At 69.6% G+C, this 13,635-nt stretch carries 18 protein-coding genes; 14 read left to right on the forward strand and 4 right to left on the reverse strand.

Annotation, left to right across the window (positions count from 1 at the left end; genetic code table 11):
- Window positions 1-87: 87 nt before the first annotated feature.
- The 12 genes from ACWD26_RS18530 (at window position 88) to ACWD26_RS18585 (ending at window position 7,885) form a co-directional block, all read left to right on the forward strand.
- Window positions 88-876, forward strand: coding sequence for a GntR family transcriptional regulator (locus ACWD26_RS18530; RefSeq protein ID WP_451271252.1), 789 nt, complete (start codon window positions 88-90; stop codon window positions 874-876).
- A gap of 168 nt (window positions 877-1,044) precedes the next feature.
- Window positions 1,045-1,401 carry an SCO3933 family regulatory protein gene (locus ACWD26_RS18535; RefSeq protein ID WP_451271254.1) on the forward strand — a complete coding sequence of 119 codons (357 nt, stop codon included), beginning with the start codon at window positions 1,045-1,047 and terminating at the stop codon, window positions 1,399-1,401.
- On the forward strand, window positions 1,401-2,777 hold the full coding sequence (locus ACWD26_RS18540) for an FtsK/SpoIIIE domain-containing protein (protein WP_451271256.1): 1,377 nt from the start codon (window positions 1,401-1,403) through the stop codon (window positions 2,775-2,777). Before ACWD26_RS18535 ends, ACWD26_RS18540 begins: the two co-directional genes overlap by 1 nt.
- An 87-nt stretch (window positions 2,778-2,864) precedes the next feature.
- Window positions 2,865-3,530 (forward strand): DUF2637 domain-containing protein, encoded by a 666-nt coding sequence (locus ACWD26_RS18545; protein ID WP_451271258.1) that lies wholly within the window; start codon window positions 2,865-2,867, stop codon window positions 3,528-3,530.
- A 3-nt stretch (window positions 3,531-3,533) separates the two neighbouring features.
- Window positions 3,534-3,719 carry a hypothetical protein gene (locus tag ACWD26_RS18550; protein ID WP_451271260.1) on the forward strand — a complete coding sequence of 62 codons (186 nt, stop codon included), beginning with the start codon at window positions 3,534-3,536 and terminating at the stop codon, window positions 3,717-3,719.
- Entirely contained in the window at window positions 3,719-3,910 is a 192-nt protein-coding gene (locus tag ACWD26_RS18555; RefSeq protein ID WP_107417542.1) for a mobile element transfer protein, read from the forward strand. The genes ACWD26_RS18550 and ACWD26_RS18555 overlap by 1 nt, the downstream gene beginning before the upstream one ends.
- A gap of 24 nt (window positions 3,911-3,934) precedes the next feature.
- On the forward strand, window positions 3,935-4,129 hold the full coding sequence (locus tag ACWD26_RS18560; RefSeq protein ID WP_451271262.1) for a hypothetical protein: 195 nt from the start codon (window positions 3,935-3,937) through the stop codon (window positions 4,127-4,129).
- 25 nt (window positions 4,130-4,154) lie between these two features.
- Window positions 4,155-4,400, forward strand: coding sequence for a SpdD protein (locus ACWD26_RS18565; protein ID WP_451271264.1), 246 nt, complete (start codon window positions 4,155-4,157; stop codon window positions 4,398-4,400).
- Between the two features lie 155 nt (window positions 4,401-4,555).
- Window positions 4,556-5,842 carry a replication initiator gene (locus ACWD26_RS18570; protein ID WP_451271480.1) on the forward strand — a complete coding sequence of 429 codons (1,287 nt, stop codon included), beginning with the start codon at window positions 4,556-4,558 and terminating at the stop codon, window positions 5,840-5,842.
- Window positions 5,835-6,071 (forward strand): helix-turn-helix transcriptional regulator, encoded by a 237-nt coding sequence (locus ACWD26_RS18575; protein WP_220647968.1) that lies wholly within the window; start codon window positions 5,835-5,837, stop codon window positions 6,069-6,071. Before ACWD26_RS18570 ends, ACWD26_RS18575 begins: the two co-directional genes overlap by 8 nt.
- A complete protein-coding gene (locus ACWD26_RS18580; RefSeq protein WP_451271266.1) occupies window positions 6,071-7,306 on the forward strand; it encodes a tyrosine-type recombinase/integrase in 1,236 nt (411 codons plus the stop codon). The genes ACWD26_RS18575 and ACWD26_RS18580 overlap by 1 nt, the downstream gene beginning before the upstream one ends.
- A 399-nt stretch (window positions 7,307-7,705) precedes the next feature.
- Window positions 7,706-7,885 carry a hypothetical protein gene (locus ACWD26_RS18585; protein ID WP_451271268.1) on the forward strand — a complete coding sequence of 60 codons (180 nt, stop codon included), beginning with the start codon at window positions 7,706-7,708 and terminating at the stop codon, window positions 7,883-7,885.
- An 80-nt stretch (window positions 7,886-7,965) separates the two neighbouring features.
- Here the strand turns inward: ACWD26_RS18585 and ACWD26_RS18590 are convergent, their stop codons facing one another.
- Window positions 7,966-8,727, reverse strand: coding sequence for a phosphoglyceromutase (locus ACWD26_RS18590; protein WP_451271270.1), 762 nt, complete (start codon window positions 8,725-8,727; stop codon window positions 7,966-7,968).
- 211 nt (window positions 8,728-8,938) lie between these two features.
- Between ACWD26_RS18590 and ACWD26_RS18595 the strand changes: the two genes are divergently transcribed.
- Entirely contained in the window at window positions 8,939-10,216 is a 1,278-nt protein-coding gene (locus ACWD26_RS18595; protein WP_451271272.1) for an MDR family MFS transporter, read from the forward strand.
- A 69-nt stretch (window positions 10,217-10,285) separates the two neighbouring features.
- Here the strand turns inward: ACWD26_RS18595 and ACWD26_RS18600 are convergent, their stop codons facing one another.
- On the reverse strand, window positions 10,286-10,729 hold the full coding sequence (locus ACWD26_RS18600) for a DUF2000 family protein (protein ID WP_451271274.1): 444 nt from the start codon (window positions 10,727-10,729) through the stop codon (window positions 10,286-10,288).
- Between the two features lie 49 nt (window positions 10,730-10,778).
- Between ACWD26_RS18600 and ACWD26_RS18605 the strand changes: the two genes are divergently transcribed.
- The gene (locus ACWD26_RS18605) at window positions 10,779-11,624 is read left to right on the forward strand and encodes an AraC family transcriptional regulator (RefSeq protein WP_451271276.1); all 846 of its coding nucleotides are present in this window, start codon (window positions 10,779-10,781) and stop codon (window positions 11,622-11,624) included.
- Here the strand turns inward: ACWD26_RS18605 and ACWD26_RS18610 are convergent.
- Window positions 11,572-12,084 carry a YbjN domain-containing protein gene (locus ACWD26_RS18610; RefSeq protein ID WP_451271278.1) on the reverse strand — a complete coding sequence of 171 codons (513 nt, stop codon included), beginning with the start codon at window positions 12,082-12,084 and terminating at the stop codon, window positions 11,572-11,574. The two genes, ACWD26_RS18605 and ACWD26_RS18610, sit on opposite strands and share 53 nt — an antisense overlap.
- 68 nt (window positions 12,085-12,152) lie before the next feature.
- On the reverse strand, window positions 12,153-13,493 hold the full coding sequence (gene mshA / locus ACWD26_RS18615; RefSeq protein ID WP_451271280.1) for a D-inositol-3-phosphate glycosyltransferase: 1,341 nt from the start codon (window positions 13,491-13,493) through the stop codon (window positions 12,153-12,155).
- Between the last annotated feature and the right edge of the window lie 142 nt (window positions 13,494-13,635).

Consider the following 13,635-nt stretch of genomic DNA (forward strand, 5'->3'; position numbering starts at 1 on the left):
TCACGTTCCTCGGCCCTCTCGGCTGGCTAGGCTCTCCACCGTAGCAACAACAATCGCCCACTCGTCTAGATATCTAAAGGAGTACACGTGCCCTCTCTTCCTTCCGGCTTCCTCGGTGATCTCGATCCCACGAGTGATCGTGCGGTCTTTCGGCAGATCGCCGACCAGTTGCGCGAGGCCATTGACCGTGGGCGGTTCAAGGAGGGTGAAAAACTGCCCTCGGAAGCTGAGCTTGTTGACCACTACGGGGTATCCCGGATGACGGTCCGCAACTCCTTCTCCGTCCTCCAGGGCGAAGGGCTCGTGCACGCCGAGCACGGCAAGGGCGTCTTCGTCCGGCCCCGGCCGCCCGTGCGGCGCCTCGCCTCCGACCGGTTCGCCCGGCGCCACCGCGAGCAGGGCAAGGCGGCCTTCATTGTCGAAGCCAATGCCGTCGGCAGTCACCCTCAGGTCGACAGCCTTGAGGTGAAGGAAGAAAAGGCCAGTCAGGACGTCTCGGCACGGCTCGGGTCCGTTCGGCGGGTGCTGGCTCGTCGGCGCCGGTATCTGCTCGACGGTCGGCCGGTCGAGTTCGCCACCTCGTATCTGCCGCTCGACATCGCGCGCGGTACGCCGATCGCTGAGCCGAACCCCGGGCCCGGTGGCATCTACGCCCGTCTCGAAGAGCTGGGTCACCGCCTTGACCACTTCGAGGAGGAGATCCGTGCGCGGATGCCCTCGCCCGCTGAGGTGAAGACGCTCCGGCTGGCCTCCGGTGTGCCGGTGATCCACCTGATCCGTACCGCCTTCGACGCCGAAGGGCGGGCCGTGGAGGTCTGCGACACGGTCATGGCGGCGGATGCGTACGTGCTGTCGTATCAGCTTCCGGCGACGTGATGAGGTGATTTGCGGTGGTGCGCGGGGGGCGCTTCTCCGACTCGTACACCCCAACAGGCATACTCGTATAGACGAGTGGGCAAGTGGTGTGGCAGGGTGGTCCGCGTGAGCCCGGCAATCGGGTTCGCAGACCGCATCATGTATAGACGAGTAGATGGGTGAACTGCCTTGCGCACCATTCGTGTTGAGACCTCGGCCGCGACGATCCTGCTGACCGAGGCTCCTGAGCCCAAGGTCCGGGACCGGCAGACGGGCGAGATCGCCAAGGACGCCGTCAGCGGTGAGGCGCTGATGACGCTCGGCGTCGTCTACATCGAGGACGGGGAGTCGTCGCTGGTCAAGATCACCGTTCCTGAGGGCGGTGTGGCTGAGGGGCTGGCGCTGGGGGCGCCGGTCTCGCTGCCGGGGCTGGTTGCCCGGCCGTGGGAGAGCGTGTTCAACGGGCAGCAGCGGCATGGCATCGCCTTCCGTGCCGCCGCCGTGACTCCGGCCGCCTTCCCGGCCGCCATGGGAGCCACCGCCTGATGTCCGATCTGGTGACTCTTCTGGAGGTGGGTGGTCCTGTCGCCGCGCTCGGTGGCGGGGCCGCCTACACCCGGGCCAAGCACCCCCGCGTGTACTGGTCCACAGTCGGTCTGCCGATATCCACCGCGCGGCTGCTCGGCTCGTACGGTTCGGTCATGGAGGCGTGCGGGCTGACCGTGGCGCCGTCCCGGCTGCGAGTCCTCGCCGTCAAGGCCACGACCCGGCGGGAGGTCCGGCCGGTGCCGCCCCGGCGGGGGATCATCCGACCTACCTCGACCGGGCTGCGGATTCGGCTCCGGCTCGCCCCTGGGCAGGAACCTGCCGATGTCGCTGCCTCGGCCGAACGGCTGCGGCATGCCTGGGGCGTCCATGCCGTGTACGTGACGACGGTCAAGCCGGGCGTGGTCGAACTGCGCCTTGTCGGCTTCGACGTGCTGCGGAACGTGCGGATGCCGCGCAAAGCCACCGCCGAACTCCTCAAGGTGCCCGTGGCGCTGCGGGAAGACGCGACCCCGTTCGTCCGCGACTACCGCACCATTCCCCATCAGCTCACCCTCGGCGCCACGCTGTCCGGCAAGTCCATGTACCTGCGCCACCTGATCAGCGGACTTGCCCGGCAACCCGTCGCCTTGGTCGGTATCGACTGCAAGCGCGGTGTGGAGCTGGCGCCGTTCGCCTCCCGGCTCTCGGCCCTTGCCACCGACCCCGACGAAGCAGCCGAGCTGCTGCCCGTACTCGTTAAGGAAATGGAGGACCGCTACGACCTGATCAAGGCCCGACAGGGCATCGCCCCCGGCACCCCCGACGAAGAGATCACCTCCGACATCTGGGGCCTGCCCGACAGCGAACGCCCGGTGCCGATCGTGCTGTTCGTCGACGAGGTGGCCGAACTCTTCCTCGTCGCCACGAAGAAGGACGAGGAACGCCGAGACGAGATGGTCACCCAGCTCATCCGCCTCGCCCAGCTCGGCCGCGCCGCCGGCATCTACCTGGAGGTCTGCGGACAGCGCTTCGGCGCCGAACTGGGCAAGGGCGCCACCATGCTCCGCGCCCAGCTCACCGGACGCGTCTGCCACCGCGTCAACGACGAAGCCTCCGCGAAGATGGCCCTCGGCGACATCGCCCCCGAAGCGGTCTCCGCCGCCTGCGCCATCGCTCCCGAACTGCCCGGCCTGGCCGTGGCCGGTGACACCTCCGGCGGCTGGTCCCGCATCCGCACGCCGTACCTCTCCCTCGGCGCCGCCGCCGAGATCTGCCGGGACTCGGCCCGCCTGGTGCCCGACCTGCCCGCGCTGAAGCCGTTCCAGCCCGACACCCCCGTACGGCCCGTGGAGTCCTCGGCCCCGGCAGTGCAGCCGCACCCGGTGACCGACTGACGTTCATCCATCCCTCACCCGGTCGGCGTGACCGCCTCGCGCCAACTTCCTACCCCTGTCATGCCTGAATCCGGAAGGAGCTGCATCATGCGCGCCCAACTGGCCCGTGTCGACGCGGTGCTCGTCCAGGCGCTCATCGCCGCCGCGCTGTCCTTCGCCCACCTGCACGACATCGCCTCGGCTGCCGGTCAGGACGGGTGGAAAGCGTGGGCCTACCCGGTCTCGGTGGACCTGCTGCTCGTCGCCGCCTGGCGCCGACTGCGCTCCGGTGAGGCGAAAGCGTCCGGGTGGTGCTGGTTCGTCATCGCCCTCGCCGCCTCGCTCGGAGCGAACGTCGCCACCGCCGGCCTCCTCGACCTGAACGACGTACCGGCCTGGCTGCGCATCCTCGTCGCGGGCTGGCCCGCCGTCGCCTTCCTCGGCGGAACACTCCTCGCCCACACCACCCCCGCGACAACCGACGAAGACCACAAGGGCCCCGAGGACACGGACGACACCGTGGACCAGGAGCACGCGCCCGAACTCGCCCTCGAGGAACCGCCACCGACACCACCGGCCATCGAGCCACCGCCGCCCGAGCGGCCCGCCGTGCCCGTCCCGGCCGCCCTCGTCGAACACGCCCGCAAAGTCGCCGCCGAACACCACACCCGCACCGGAACACCCATCGACACCCCCACCCTCCGGGCTCGCCTCGGCGTCGCCGCGCCCATGGCCGAAGCCATCGCCGCCCACCTCGCCCCGACCGGGAGCTGACCCGTGCCCCTCTTCTCTTTCAACACCGCCGCCGACTACCTCGAAGCGGCCCGCGAGATGGCCCTCAGCGGCCGGACCACGCTGGCCCGGCTCCTCGCCGAAGAAGCCGCCGACCGCGTCACGGACCCCGCCGAAGCCGCCCGCATCCTGCACGACTTCCCTGGCCCCAGCCTGCGACAGGAGGACTGATCATGCCCAACCGCCGCTTCCGCAACGGCACCCGCATCGGTCCCGTCCAGGTCGCCACGTCCTACGACGGCCGGGGCCGTGAGAAGCACACCGCCGCCTGTACGGCTCCGCGCTGCGGCTTCTCCGCCGACTACGACAGCCGCGCCGCCGCCGAGTTGGCCGCCCGCACCCACCGCTGCCCCGTCCGCTGATCCTCCGAAGGGACCTCGTACACCGTGACCGTCAGCCTGCCGCTCGTCGTCGTCCTCGGCTTCTTCGCCTGGGGAGCGGTCAAGTTCCTTGGCGTCCGCACCTGGGTCGTCGTACTGATCGCCCTCTTCGGCTTCTACCTCTCGCAGACCTTCCTCGCCCTCGCCATCGAGCCCGGCACGCGCTCCGGCGTGGACGTCATAAACGGCCAACATGCCTAGACGAGTAGATGAGGAGAGTCCGACCGTGTTCCTGCCCAAGTACCCCGACAGCCCCACCCCGCCGCCCGCACACACCCACACCCCGGCCGATCCGGCGCCCATACGGCGCTCGCTCCCGGCGGTCCACATCAGTCCCGGGGCCGTGGCGGCCGTGCTCGTCGGCGGTGTCGTCCTCACCGCGCTCCTGGCCGCCGTCGCCGTCTCGGCCGTCTCCGTCGCCATCGCGGCCGTGGTCCTGCGCTCCCTGATCCGCGAGCAGAACCGGCGCTGAACGCGCACGACACCCGGGGCGGCGCACACGACCAGGCATCCGCCGCCCCGGGGCCATCACTCCTGACCGAGCCAGTCAGAAGGAGAACCGCCATCTTCACCCGCACCACACCGCCCCCGCTCCCGGAACTCGCGAAGCTCGCGGAGCACGGCACCCTGCCCGGTATCCTCCGCCAACTCTCCGGCCTCGGCGGCTGCACCAACCCGATCCGCCTCGACGGCCACCGCACCGAGCACGACGTCGACACCACGACCGGCGAGATCGGCCGCGTCCTCCACCACCTCGACTCCACCGACCTCCCGGCCGGCCAACTCCTCGTCCGCTGCAACAACCGCCGCACCACCCGCTGCGCGGCCTGCTCCGAGGTCTACCGCCGCGACACCTTCCACCTGATCACCTCCGGCCTGCGCGGCGGCAAGGGCACCCCCGAACACGTCGCCACACACCCCCGCGTCTTCGCCACCTTCACCGCACCCAGCTTCGGCCCGGTCCACAACCGACCCTCCAGCGGACGGCCCTGCCGCTGCGGCACCCGCCACGACCAGGACGACGCCGAACTCGGCACCGCCCTCGACCCAGACACCTACGACTACGAAGCGGCCGTTCTCTGGAACGCCCACGCCGGTCCGCTCTGGCGACGCTTCTCCACCTACCTCCGCCGGGAAGTCGCCAAGCGAGCGGGCCTGTCACAACGCCGCTTCCGCGACCACGCACGCGTCTCCTTCGCCAAGGTCGCCGAGTACCAGAAACGCGGCGCCGTCCACTTCCACGCCGTCATCCGCATCGACGGCCCCACCGGCGGCGACACCCCACCCCCGGCCTGGGCCACCGCCGAACTCCTCACCGACGCCATCAAGACAGCGGCAGCGAAGGTCCGCGTGGACGGCCCGGCCATCGACGGACGCACCCACACCTTCACCTTCGGCCGCCAACTCGACGTCCGCACCATCCGCTCCGCCGACTTCAACGACGGCCAAGAGCTGACCGAACGCACGGTCGCCGCGTACATCGCCAAATACGCCACCAAGGGCGCCGAGACAGCCACCGGAGCTCTCGACCGCCCGCTGAAGTTCGCCGCCGAACTCGCTCAGCTCGACATCAGCGACCACGCCCGCCGACTCATCCGAACCGCATGGACCCTCGGCGCACGCAAGAGCCTCGAACACCTCCGCCTCCGCGCCTGGGCCCACATGCTCGGCTTCCGCGGCCACTTCTCCACCAAGTCCCGCCGCTACTCCACCACCCTCGGCGCCCTCCGCGACGCCCGCGCCGAATGGCGCCGCGCACAACACCACACCCCGGCAACAGAACACGAGACAGCTACGACGTACGTCCTCGCGCACTGGGTCTTCGCCGGAACCGGACTCTCCGACAGCGAAGCCTGGCTTGCCGCATCCCTCGAACCCGCACCCGGAACAGAAGGAGAGCCGACCCATGGCTAAGCGCCATCTCGCCGTCGTAGAAGCGGCTGCCGAACCGCGCGCTCTGCCTTCGCGGTTCCTGACTCCTCTGGACGTTGCCGAGATTCTGGGCGTGCCGGTCGAGACGGTCTACCAGTGGCGGCGGAAGCGCACTGGGCCGCGTGGCTTCCGGGTTGGCCGGCATCTGCGCTACGACCCTGTGGACGTGCGGGCGTGGGTCGAGTCCCTGATGGAAGGGGCTGCTGCCTGATGGCCGGGCACGTCCAAGACCGCTGGTACAGAACGGAGACCGGGCCGGACGGGAAGGCTCGCAAGGTCAAGACGGAGCGGTACGGCACTGGGTCCCGTTACCGGGCCCGGTACATCGGGCCGGATGGTACCGAGAAGTCCAAGAGCTTCCCCGACCGGCAGAAGCGGCTCGCTGATCAGTGGCTGGCGCACACTGAGGCCGACATGGCGCGTGGGCAGTACATCGACCCGCGTGCGGCTCGAATCACCTTCGAGCAGTACGCCGAGAAGTGGGTGACTCACGCACCGGACCCGAACACCCAGGCGTCGATGGAGTCACAGCTTCGGCTGCACGCCTTCCCCTACCTGGGCTCGCGTCCGCTCGGTTCCTTCCAGCCTGCTCACATCCGTGACTGGGTGGGGAAGCTGCAAGAGAACGGCGTCCGGGGCTCGTACGCCCGGACGATCTACTCCAACGTGCGTGCCGCGCTGAGTGCAGCCGTGGATGACGGGCACCTTCCCCGGAATCCGTGCGCTGCTCGCTCGGTCCGGCCACCGACGGTGGACGTCAAGCGGATCGCTCCCTGGACGCCGGAACGGGTCTTCGCTGTCCAGGACGCCATGCCCGAGCGGTACCAAGCCATGGTCGACCTGGGTGGCGGCTGCGGGCTTCGTCAGGGGGAGATCCTCGGCGTCGCCGTCGACGCGATCGACTTCGAGTCGGACACGCTTCACGTGGTCCAGCAACTGAAGCTGAGCCGCAGCAAGGCCGTGTTCGCTCCGCCCAAGGGCGGCAAGCTGCGGGACGTACCGCTTCCTGGGCCGGTCGCTGATGCGCTGCGAAAACACATGAAACGGTTCCCGCCGGTCGAGATCACCTTGCCGTGGAAGGTGGCGGACGGGCCTCCGGTGACCAAGCGGCTGATCTTCACAGGTCCGCGCGGCGGGCATGTCTGGCGCACCTCGCTCAATGAGGAGGCGTGGAAGCCTGCGCTCGCCGCTGCCGGGGTCATACCGGTTCCGGAACGGGGCCAGCCTTACGCCGAGTCCCGAGAGAACGGTATGCACGCGCTCCGGCACTTCTACGCGTCAGTGCTGCTAGATGCCGGAGAGAACGTCAAGGCCTTGGCTGAGTACCTGGGTCACTCGGACCCAGGTCTCACGCTTCGGGTCTACGCGCACTTGATGCCCTCCAGCCAGGAGCGCACACGAAAGGCGGTCGCTCAAGCATACGAAGCATTCGGGCTTACCTTCTAGGGCAGCGAAAGACCCCGTGAAGCTCATAAAGCGAGCATCGCAAGCTTAGTTTCTAAGCACGCGATGCTCGCTTTATGAGCTAGCTAGCTAGCACGCAGGTAAAGAGCTAGAAGAAACGAGCACCGCAGGAAACCATCCTCCCTCGCAAGCAAGGTTCCCGCAGTTCAACGCATGGAACAAGGCGTTCAACTCGCTGAATAGCCCTCTATGATCCACCCCCCGCTCTTCTACTTTTCCACTGTAGAAGTAGCAGCCCTCTCCTAGCTGCACGTTTGTATCGCGAAGCAGACATGTGCGAAAGTCTCACCACATGCGAATGCCGCCCGGCCAGGGGCGGCATTCGTTTCCGTTTCCGCGTTCGGAAGCCCTAGCAAGGAACCGACCACAGAAGGAGGCCCCATGGTCCCACGCGCAGGTGTCACCGTCGACATCTGTCCTCGCGACGTGCCGATCGCGCTCATCGGTGCGGCTGGCGGCGCGCTCGCTCTCTGGGCTGACGCCCCGGCCGAGATCGCCGTCCCCGTGGCGGTGCTGATCGTCCTCGACATCCGCGTCCGTCGCCTGCGCCGTCGCACCTGACGGCCCACAGACGGCCCAGCCCCACCAAGAAGCCCCCTACCAGCGGACAACCCGCAGGTAGGGGGCTTGTTCGGCTCTGGTTACTTCTTCTTGCCCTGGTTCTTGACCGCCTCGATGGCCGCTGCTGCGGCCTCGGGGTCGAGGTAGGTGCCGCCGGGGTTCAGGGGCTTGAAGTCGGCGTCCAGCTCGTAGGAGAGGGGGATGCCGGTGGGGATGTTCAGGCCCGCGATGTCGGCGTCCGAGATGTTGTCGAGGTGCTTGACGAGGGCTCGGAGGCTGTTGCCGTGGGCGGCGACGAGGACCGTGCGGCCGGCCAGGAGGTCGGGGACGATGCCGTCGTACCAGTAGGGGAGCATGCGGGTGACGACGTCCTTCAGGCACTCCGTGCGGGGGCGGAGCTCCGGGGGGATCGTCGCGTAGCGGGGGTCGGCCGCCTGGGAGTACTCGTTGTCGTCCGCGAGCGGGGGCGGCGGGGTGTCGTACGAGCGGCGCCACAGCATGAACTGCTCCTCGCCGAACTCCGCGAGGGTCTGCGCCTTGTCCTTGCCCTGGAGGGCGCCGTAGTGGCGCTCGTTCAGGCGCCAGCTGCGGTGGACCGGGATCCAGTGGCGGTCGGCGGATTCGAGGGCCAGCTGCGCGGTGCGGATGGCGCGCCTCTGGAGGGAGGTGTGGAGCACGTCCGGGAGCAGGCCGGCGTCCTTCAGCAGCTCACCGCCGCGCGTCGCCTCCTTCTCTCCCTTCGGCGTGAGATTGACGTCCACCCAGCCGGTGAACAGGTTCTTCTCGTTCCACTCGCTCTCGCCGTGGCGGAGGAGGATCAGCTTGTACGGTGCGTCGGCCATGGCCCCGAGCGTAATAGACAGCCGGGAATCGTCACCCACCTGGCCGACAGGCGGACACATCCCCTCACACCAGGCGCCATCGGCCGCGCGCATCGGCCCCTGTGCCGCCGACAGTTGACTGGGGTTGCTAATTGGGTGGCCCGGTCTCCCAGCACGTTCGTAAGGTGTGTCCGCCGCCTTAGCCGCTTACGTCCGTGGGGGGACCTGCTCCATGCCACTCGTCGCTGCCAGACGTGCCGTCCGGGAGTCCGTCTCGGGGCTGCCCCGCGAGTTCTGGTGGCTGTGGACCAGCACGCTCGTCAACCGGCTGGGGGCGTTCGTCGCCACGTTCATGGCGCTGTATCTGACGCTGGACCGTGGGTACTCCGCCTCGTACGCCGGGCTCGTGGCCTCGCTGCACGGCCTCGGCGGGGTCGTCTCGTCGCTCGGCGGCGGGGTCATGGCCGACCGGCTCGGGCGGCGGCCCACGTTGCTCGTCGCGCAGGTCTCGACGGCCCTGTCGGTCGCGCTCCTCGGCTTCGTGGAGCATCCCGTCGCGATCGCCGGCGTCGCCTTCCTCGTCGGTGCCGCCAGCAACGCCTCCCGCCCCGCCGTGCAGGCGATGATGGCGGACATCGTCCGGCCCGAGGACCGCGTCCGCGCGTTCTCCCTCAACTACTGGGCCATCAACCTCGGCTTCGCGATCTCCTCCATGGCCGCCGGGTTCATCGCCGAGGTCAGCTATCTCGCCGGCTTCCTGCTCGAGGCAGGGATGACGCTGGCCTGCGCGATCGTCGTGTTCCTGAAGCTGCCGGAGTCGCGGCCGGAGCGTACGGCGGCGGAGAAGGCCGGCGGCGGCACGGACGAGGTCGGGCTGGGGACCGTGGTCCGCGACGGGCGGTTCATGGGTGTCGTGGGGCTGTCGTTCCTCGTCGCGCTGATCTTTCAGCAGGGGTCGGTGGGACTGCCGGTCGCGATGGGCGACGCGGGGTTCACACCGGCGGACTACGGCCTCGCCATCGCCGTCAACGGGGTACTGATCGTGGCCCTGCAGATCCCGGTCACCCGTTTCATCGAGCATCGCGACCCGGGACGGCTCCTCGTCATCTCGTCCGTGCTCGCCGGGTACGGCTTCGGCCTCACCGCCTTCGCCGGGTCCATCGGGGTCTTCGCCCTCACCGTGTGCGTGTGGACCCTCGCCGAGATCGTCAACGCGCCCACCCAGACCGGCGTCGTCGTACGGCTCTCGCCCGCGCGGGGGCGCGGCCGCTACCAGGGCATGTACACGATGTCGTGGTCCGTCGCCGCGCTCGTCGCTCCGCTCATGTCCGGGGTCGTCATCGACCGGTGGGGCGCGGAGTGGCTGTGGGGGTTGTGCGCGGTGATCGGGACCGTGACGGGGGTGGGCTACTGGGCACTGATGCGGCGGATGCCCGAGGAGGAGTCCACCGCCGGGGAGCCTGCCTTGGGTGGGGCCGCCGAGGCCAAGGCCAGTACCGGCTCGTCCTGAGCATCCCCACGGAGGCATCCGTACACCTCACGGAAGCATCCATACACCTCACGGAGGCATCCGCACACCTCACGGATGCATCCGCGCCCCCTTCACCACCTTGTCCACGCCGTTGCGCGGGCCGTAGACCGCCAGCCCCACCAGGTCCAACTCCCCCGCCCCTACGGCTCGGACGGCCGCGCGGTTGTCGCGGTCGTTGCCGGTGGCGAAGAGGTCGGAGGTGAAGAGGGCGCGGGGCAGGGCACGGGAGAGGGCTCGGGCGTGGGCCGCCTTAAGTACCTCCTTCGTGCCCTCGAAGACGAGGACCGGCTGGCGGAACATCGGGAGGTACGCCGTGCCGTCGGCGTTCTCGTACGGGTCGCCGATCACCTCGGGGACCGTCGATCCGAGGCCGCTGACCAGGAAGGACGTGACGTTGAGGCGTTGCCAGGTCTCCAGGTCGTCGCGGAGGAGGACGGCGATCTTCGTGTCGAACCGGATGGGTGGCATGTCCACAGGGGTCTCGCTGCTCATGGGGTGAGACTGCCGACCGGCGTACGGCGCCGTCTTGTACGTTCTTTGCATGCGCCCCCTGAGGCCGACGTCCCCTCGGCGCGAGGTATCCGCCTGGCGGCCGCGTGTGCCCGGCATCGTCGAGGTCTTCCACGCGCACTACACGGAGTACGCGTACCCGATGCATGTACACGGCGTCTGGACGTTGCTGATCGTCGACGACGGGGCCGTCCGGTACGAGTTGGACCGGCATGAGCACGGGACGCCGAACGACACGGTGTCGCTGTTGCCGCCGTACGTGCCGCACAACGGGGCGCCGGTCACGGAAGCGGGCTTCCGTAAACGGGTGTTGTACCTGGACCTGGACGCGAACGCGCTGGACGAGAGTCTCATCGGGGCGGCGGTGGACGAGCCCGACCTGCGGGATCCGCTGCTGCGGCTGCGCGTGGGGCAGTTGCACGCGGCGCTCGCGCGGCCGGGGGACGAGTTGGAGGCGGAGAGCCGGCTGGCGCTCGTCGGGGAGCGGCTGCGGGGGCATCTACGGCCACGGACCGCCCAGGAACCCCGGCCGGACGGTCCTGCGCGTACGGTCGCCCATCGGCTGCGGGAACTGCTCGACGAGCGGGTCGCTGACGGGGTGACGCTGGAGGAGGCCGCGGGGACCGTGCATGCCCATCCCGCGCATCTCGTACGGGCGTTCGGGGCGGCCTTCGGTATCGCGCCGCACCAGTATCTGATGTCCCGGCGGGTGGAGCGGGCCAGGCGACTGCTGTTGCAGGGGATGCGGCCGAGCGAGGCGGCGGCGGAGGCCGGGTTCTACGACCAGGCGCATCTGACGCGGCACTTCAGGCGGTGGGTGGGTGTCACCCCTGGCCGCTATCGGACCGGTCGGCCGCCTCGCGCGTCAGGTGACTGAACGCGTCCAGGTTCCGCGTCGACTCCCCCCGGGACACCCGCCACGCGTACTCCTTGCGGATCGCGGAGGCGAAGCCAAGTTCGAGGAGGGTGTTGAAGGCGCCGTCGGCCGCCTCCAGGACCTGGCCGAGGAGGCCGTCGATCCCCTCGGGGGTGACGGCGGACAGCGGCAGCCGGGCCGTGACGTAGACGTCGCCGAGCCGGTCGACGGCGTAACTCACGCCGTACAGCTTGAGGTTGCGCTCCAGGAGCCAGCGGTGGACGCCCGCCTCGTTCTCGTCGGGGTGGCGGATCACGAAGGCGTTGAGGGAGAGGGAGTGTTTGCCGACGATGAGGGAGACGGTCGTCGAGAGTTTGCGGGTGCCGGGGAGTTTGACGACGTAAGTGCCGGGGTCCGGGCTCTCCCACTCCAGTTCGGCCTCGTTGAGGACCTGCTCGATGATCGACGCTGCGTCAGCCATGGGGCGAGCGTACCCGCCGGTACGAGCGGGCCGACGGTTCCCCGTGGTGGGTCCTGATGCGCGACGGCTCACCCGTGATGGGCCCGCACCCGGTTGCGGCGGTAGTCGTGCATGGCCGCCGTGTACACGTCCGCGGTGGTGGCGGCGGACATGTCCCAGCCGAAGGACTCGGCGTGGCGGGCGGCGGCCGCGCCCATACGGGCCGGGAGCTCGGGGGTGTCGGCGAAGTCGCGCAGCACGCGCGCGTACGCGACGGGATCGTGGCCCTGGACCAGGAAACCGGTCTCCCCGTCCCGTACGGCGACCGGAAGACCACCGACCGAGGCCGCCAGCACCGGCGTACCGGCCGCCTGCGCCTCGATGGCGACGAGCCCGAAGGACTCGCTGTACGACGGCATGACCAGCACGGACGCGGCCCGGAACCAGTCCGCGAGCTGCTCCTGGCCGACGGGCGGGCGGAACCGTACGACATCGGCGATCCCGAGCCGCGCGGCCAGCTTCTGCAGACCTTCCGGCCTGGCGAGGCCGCTGCCGCTCGGCCCGCCCACCACCGGGACAACGATCCGCGACCGCAGCTCGGGGCGTTCGTCGAGGAGGACGGCGACGGCGCGGAGGAGGACGTCGGGGGCCTTCAGCGGCTGGATACGGCCGGCGAAGAGGGGGATCAGGGCGTCCTGCGGCAGGCCGAGCCGGGCCCTGGCCGCCGCGCGGCCGTCGGCCGGACGGAAGCGGTCGAGGTTCACGCCCGGGTGGACTACGGCGACCTTGGCGGGGTCGGCCTCGTAGTGGCGTACGAGTTCGCCGGCCTCCTCGGCCGTGTTGGCGATGAGGCGGTCGGCGGCGCGGACGATCTGGGTCTCGCCGATGACGCGGGCGGCGGGCTCGGGGGTGTCGTCGGCGGCGAGCGCGGCGTTCTTGACCTTGGCCATGGTGTGCATGGCGTGCACGAGGGGGACGCCCCAGCGTTCGGCGGCGAGCCAGCCGACCTGGCCGGAGAGCCAGTAGTGCGAGTGGACCAGGTCGTAGTGGCCGGGGCGGTGGCCCGCCCACGCCTGCATCACCCCGTGGGTGAACGCGCAGAGCTGGGCCGGAAGATCCTCCTTGGCCAGCCCTTCGTACGGGCCCGCGTCGACGTGCCGGACCAGGACACCCGGGGCCAGCTCGACCGCCGGGGGCAGGGCGCCGGTCGTGGCCCGGGTGAAGATCTCCACCTCGATGCCCTGCGCGGCCAGCCGCTGCGCCAGCTCCACGATGTACACGTTCATGCCGCCCGCGTCGCCGGTTCCCGGCTGGTGCAGCGGCGACGTGTGCACCGACAGCATCGCGACCCGACGCGGCTTCCGGTGCAGCCTCAGCCGCGCCGCGGCGGCCGGGGAGCGTCGCCCGAGCCTGCTGACGTAGTGGCTCACTGGCGTTCCTCCTCGCTCCGGGCATGCCGTTCGGAGGGCGTCCCGAGCCCTCTGGTGTGCGGGAACGCCGGAGGAGCCAGTTCCATTTCCTCTTTGCAGAAATATTACCGAGGGTCGATCAACCGTTCGAGCATTTGGGGAG

The organism is Streptomyces sp. NPDC002787 (assembly GCF_053592095.1).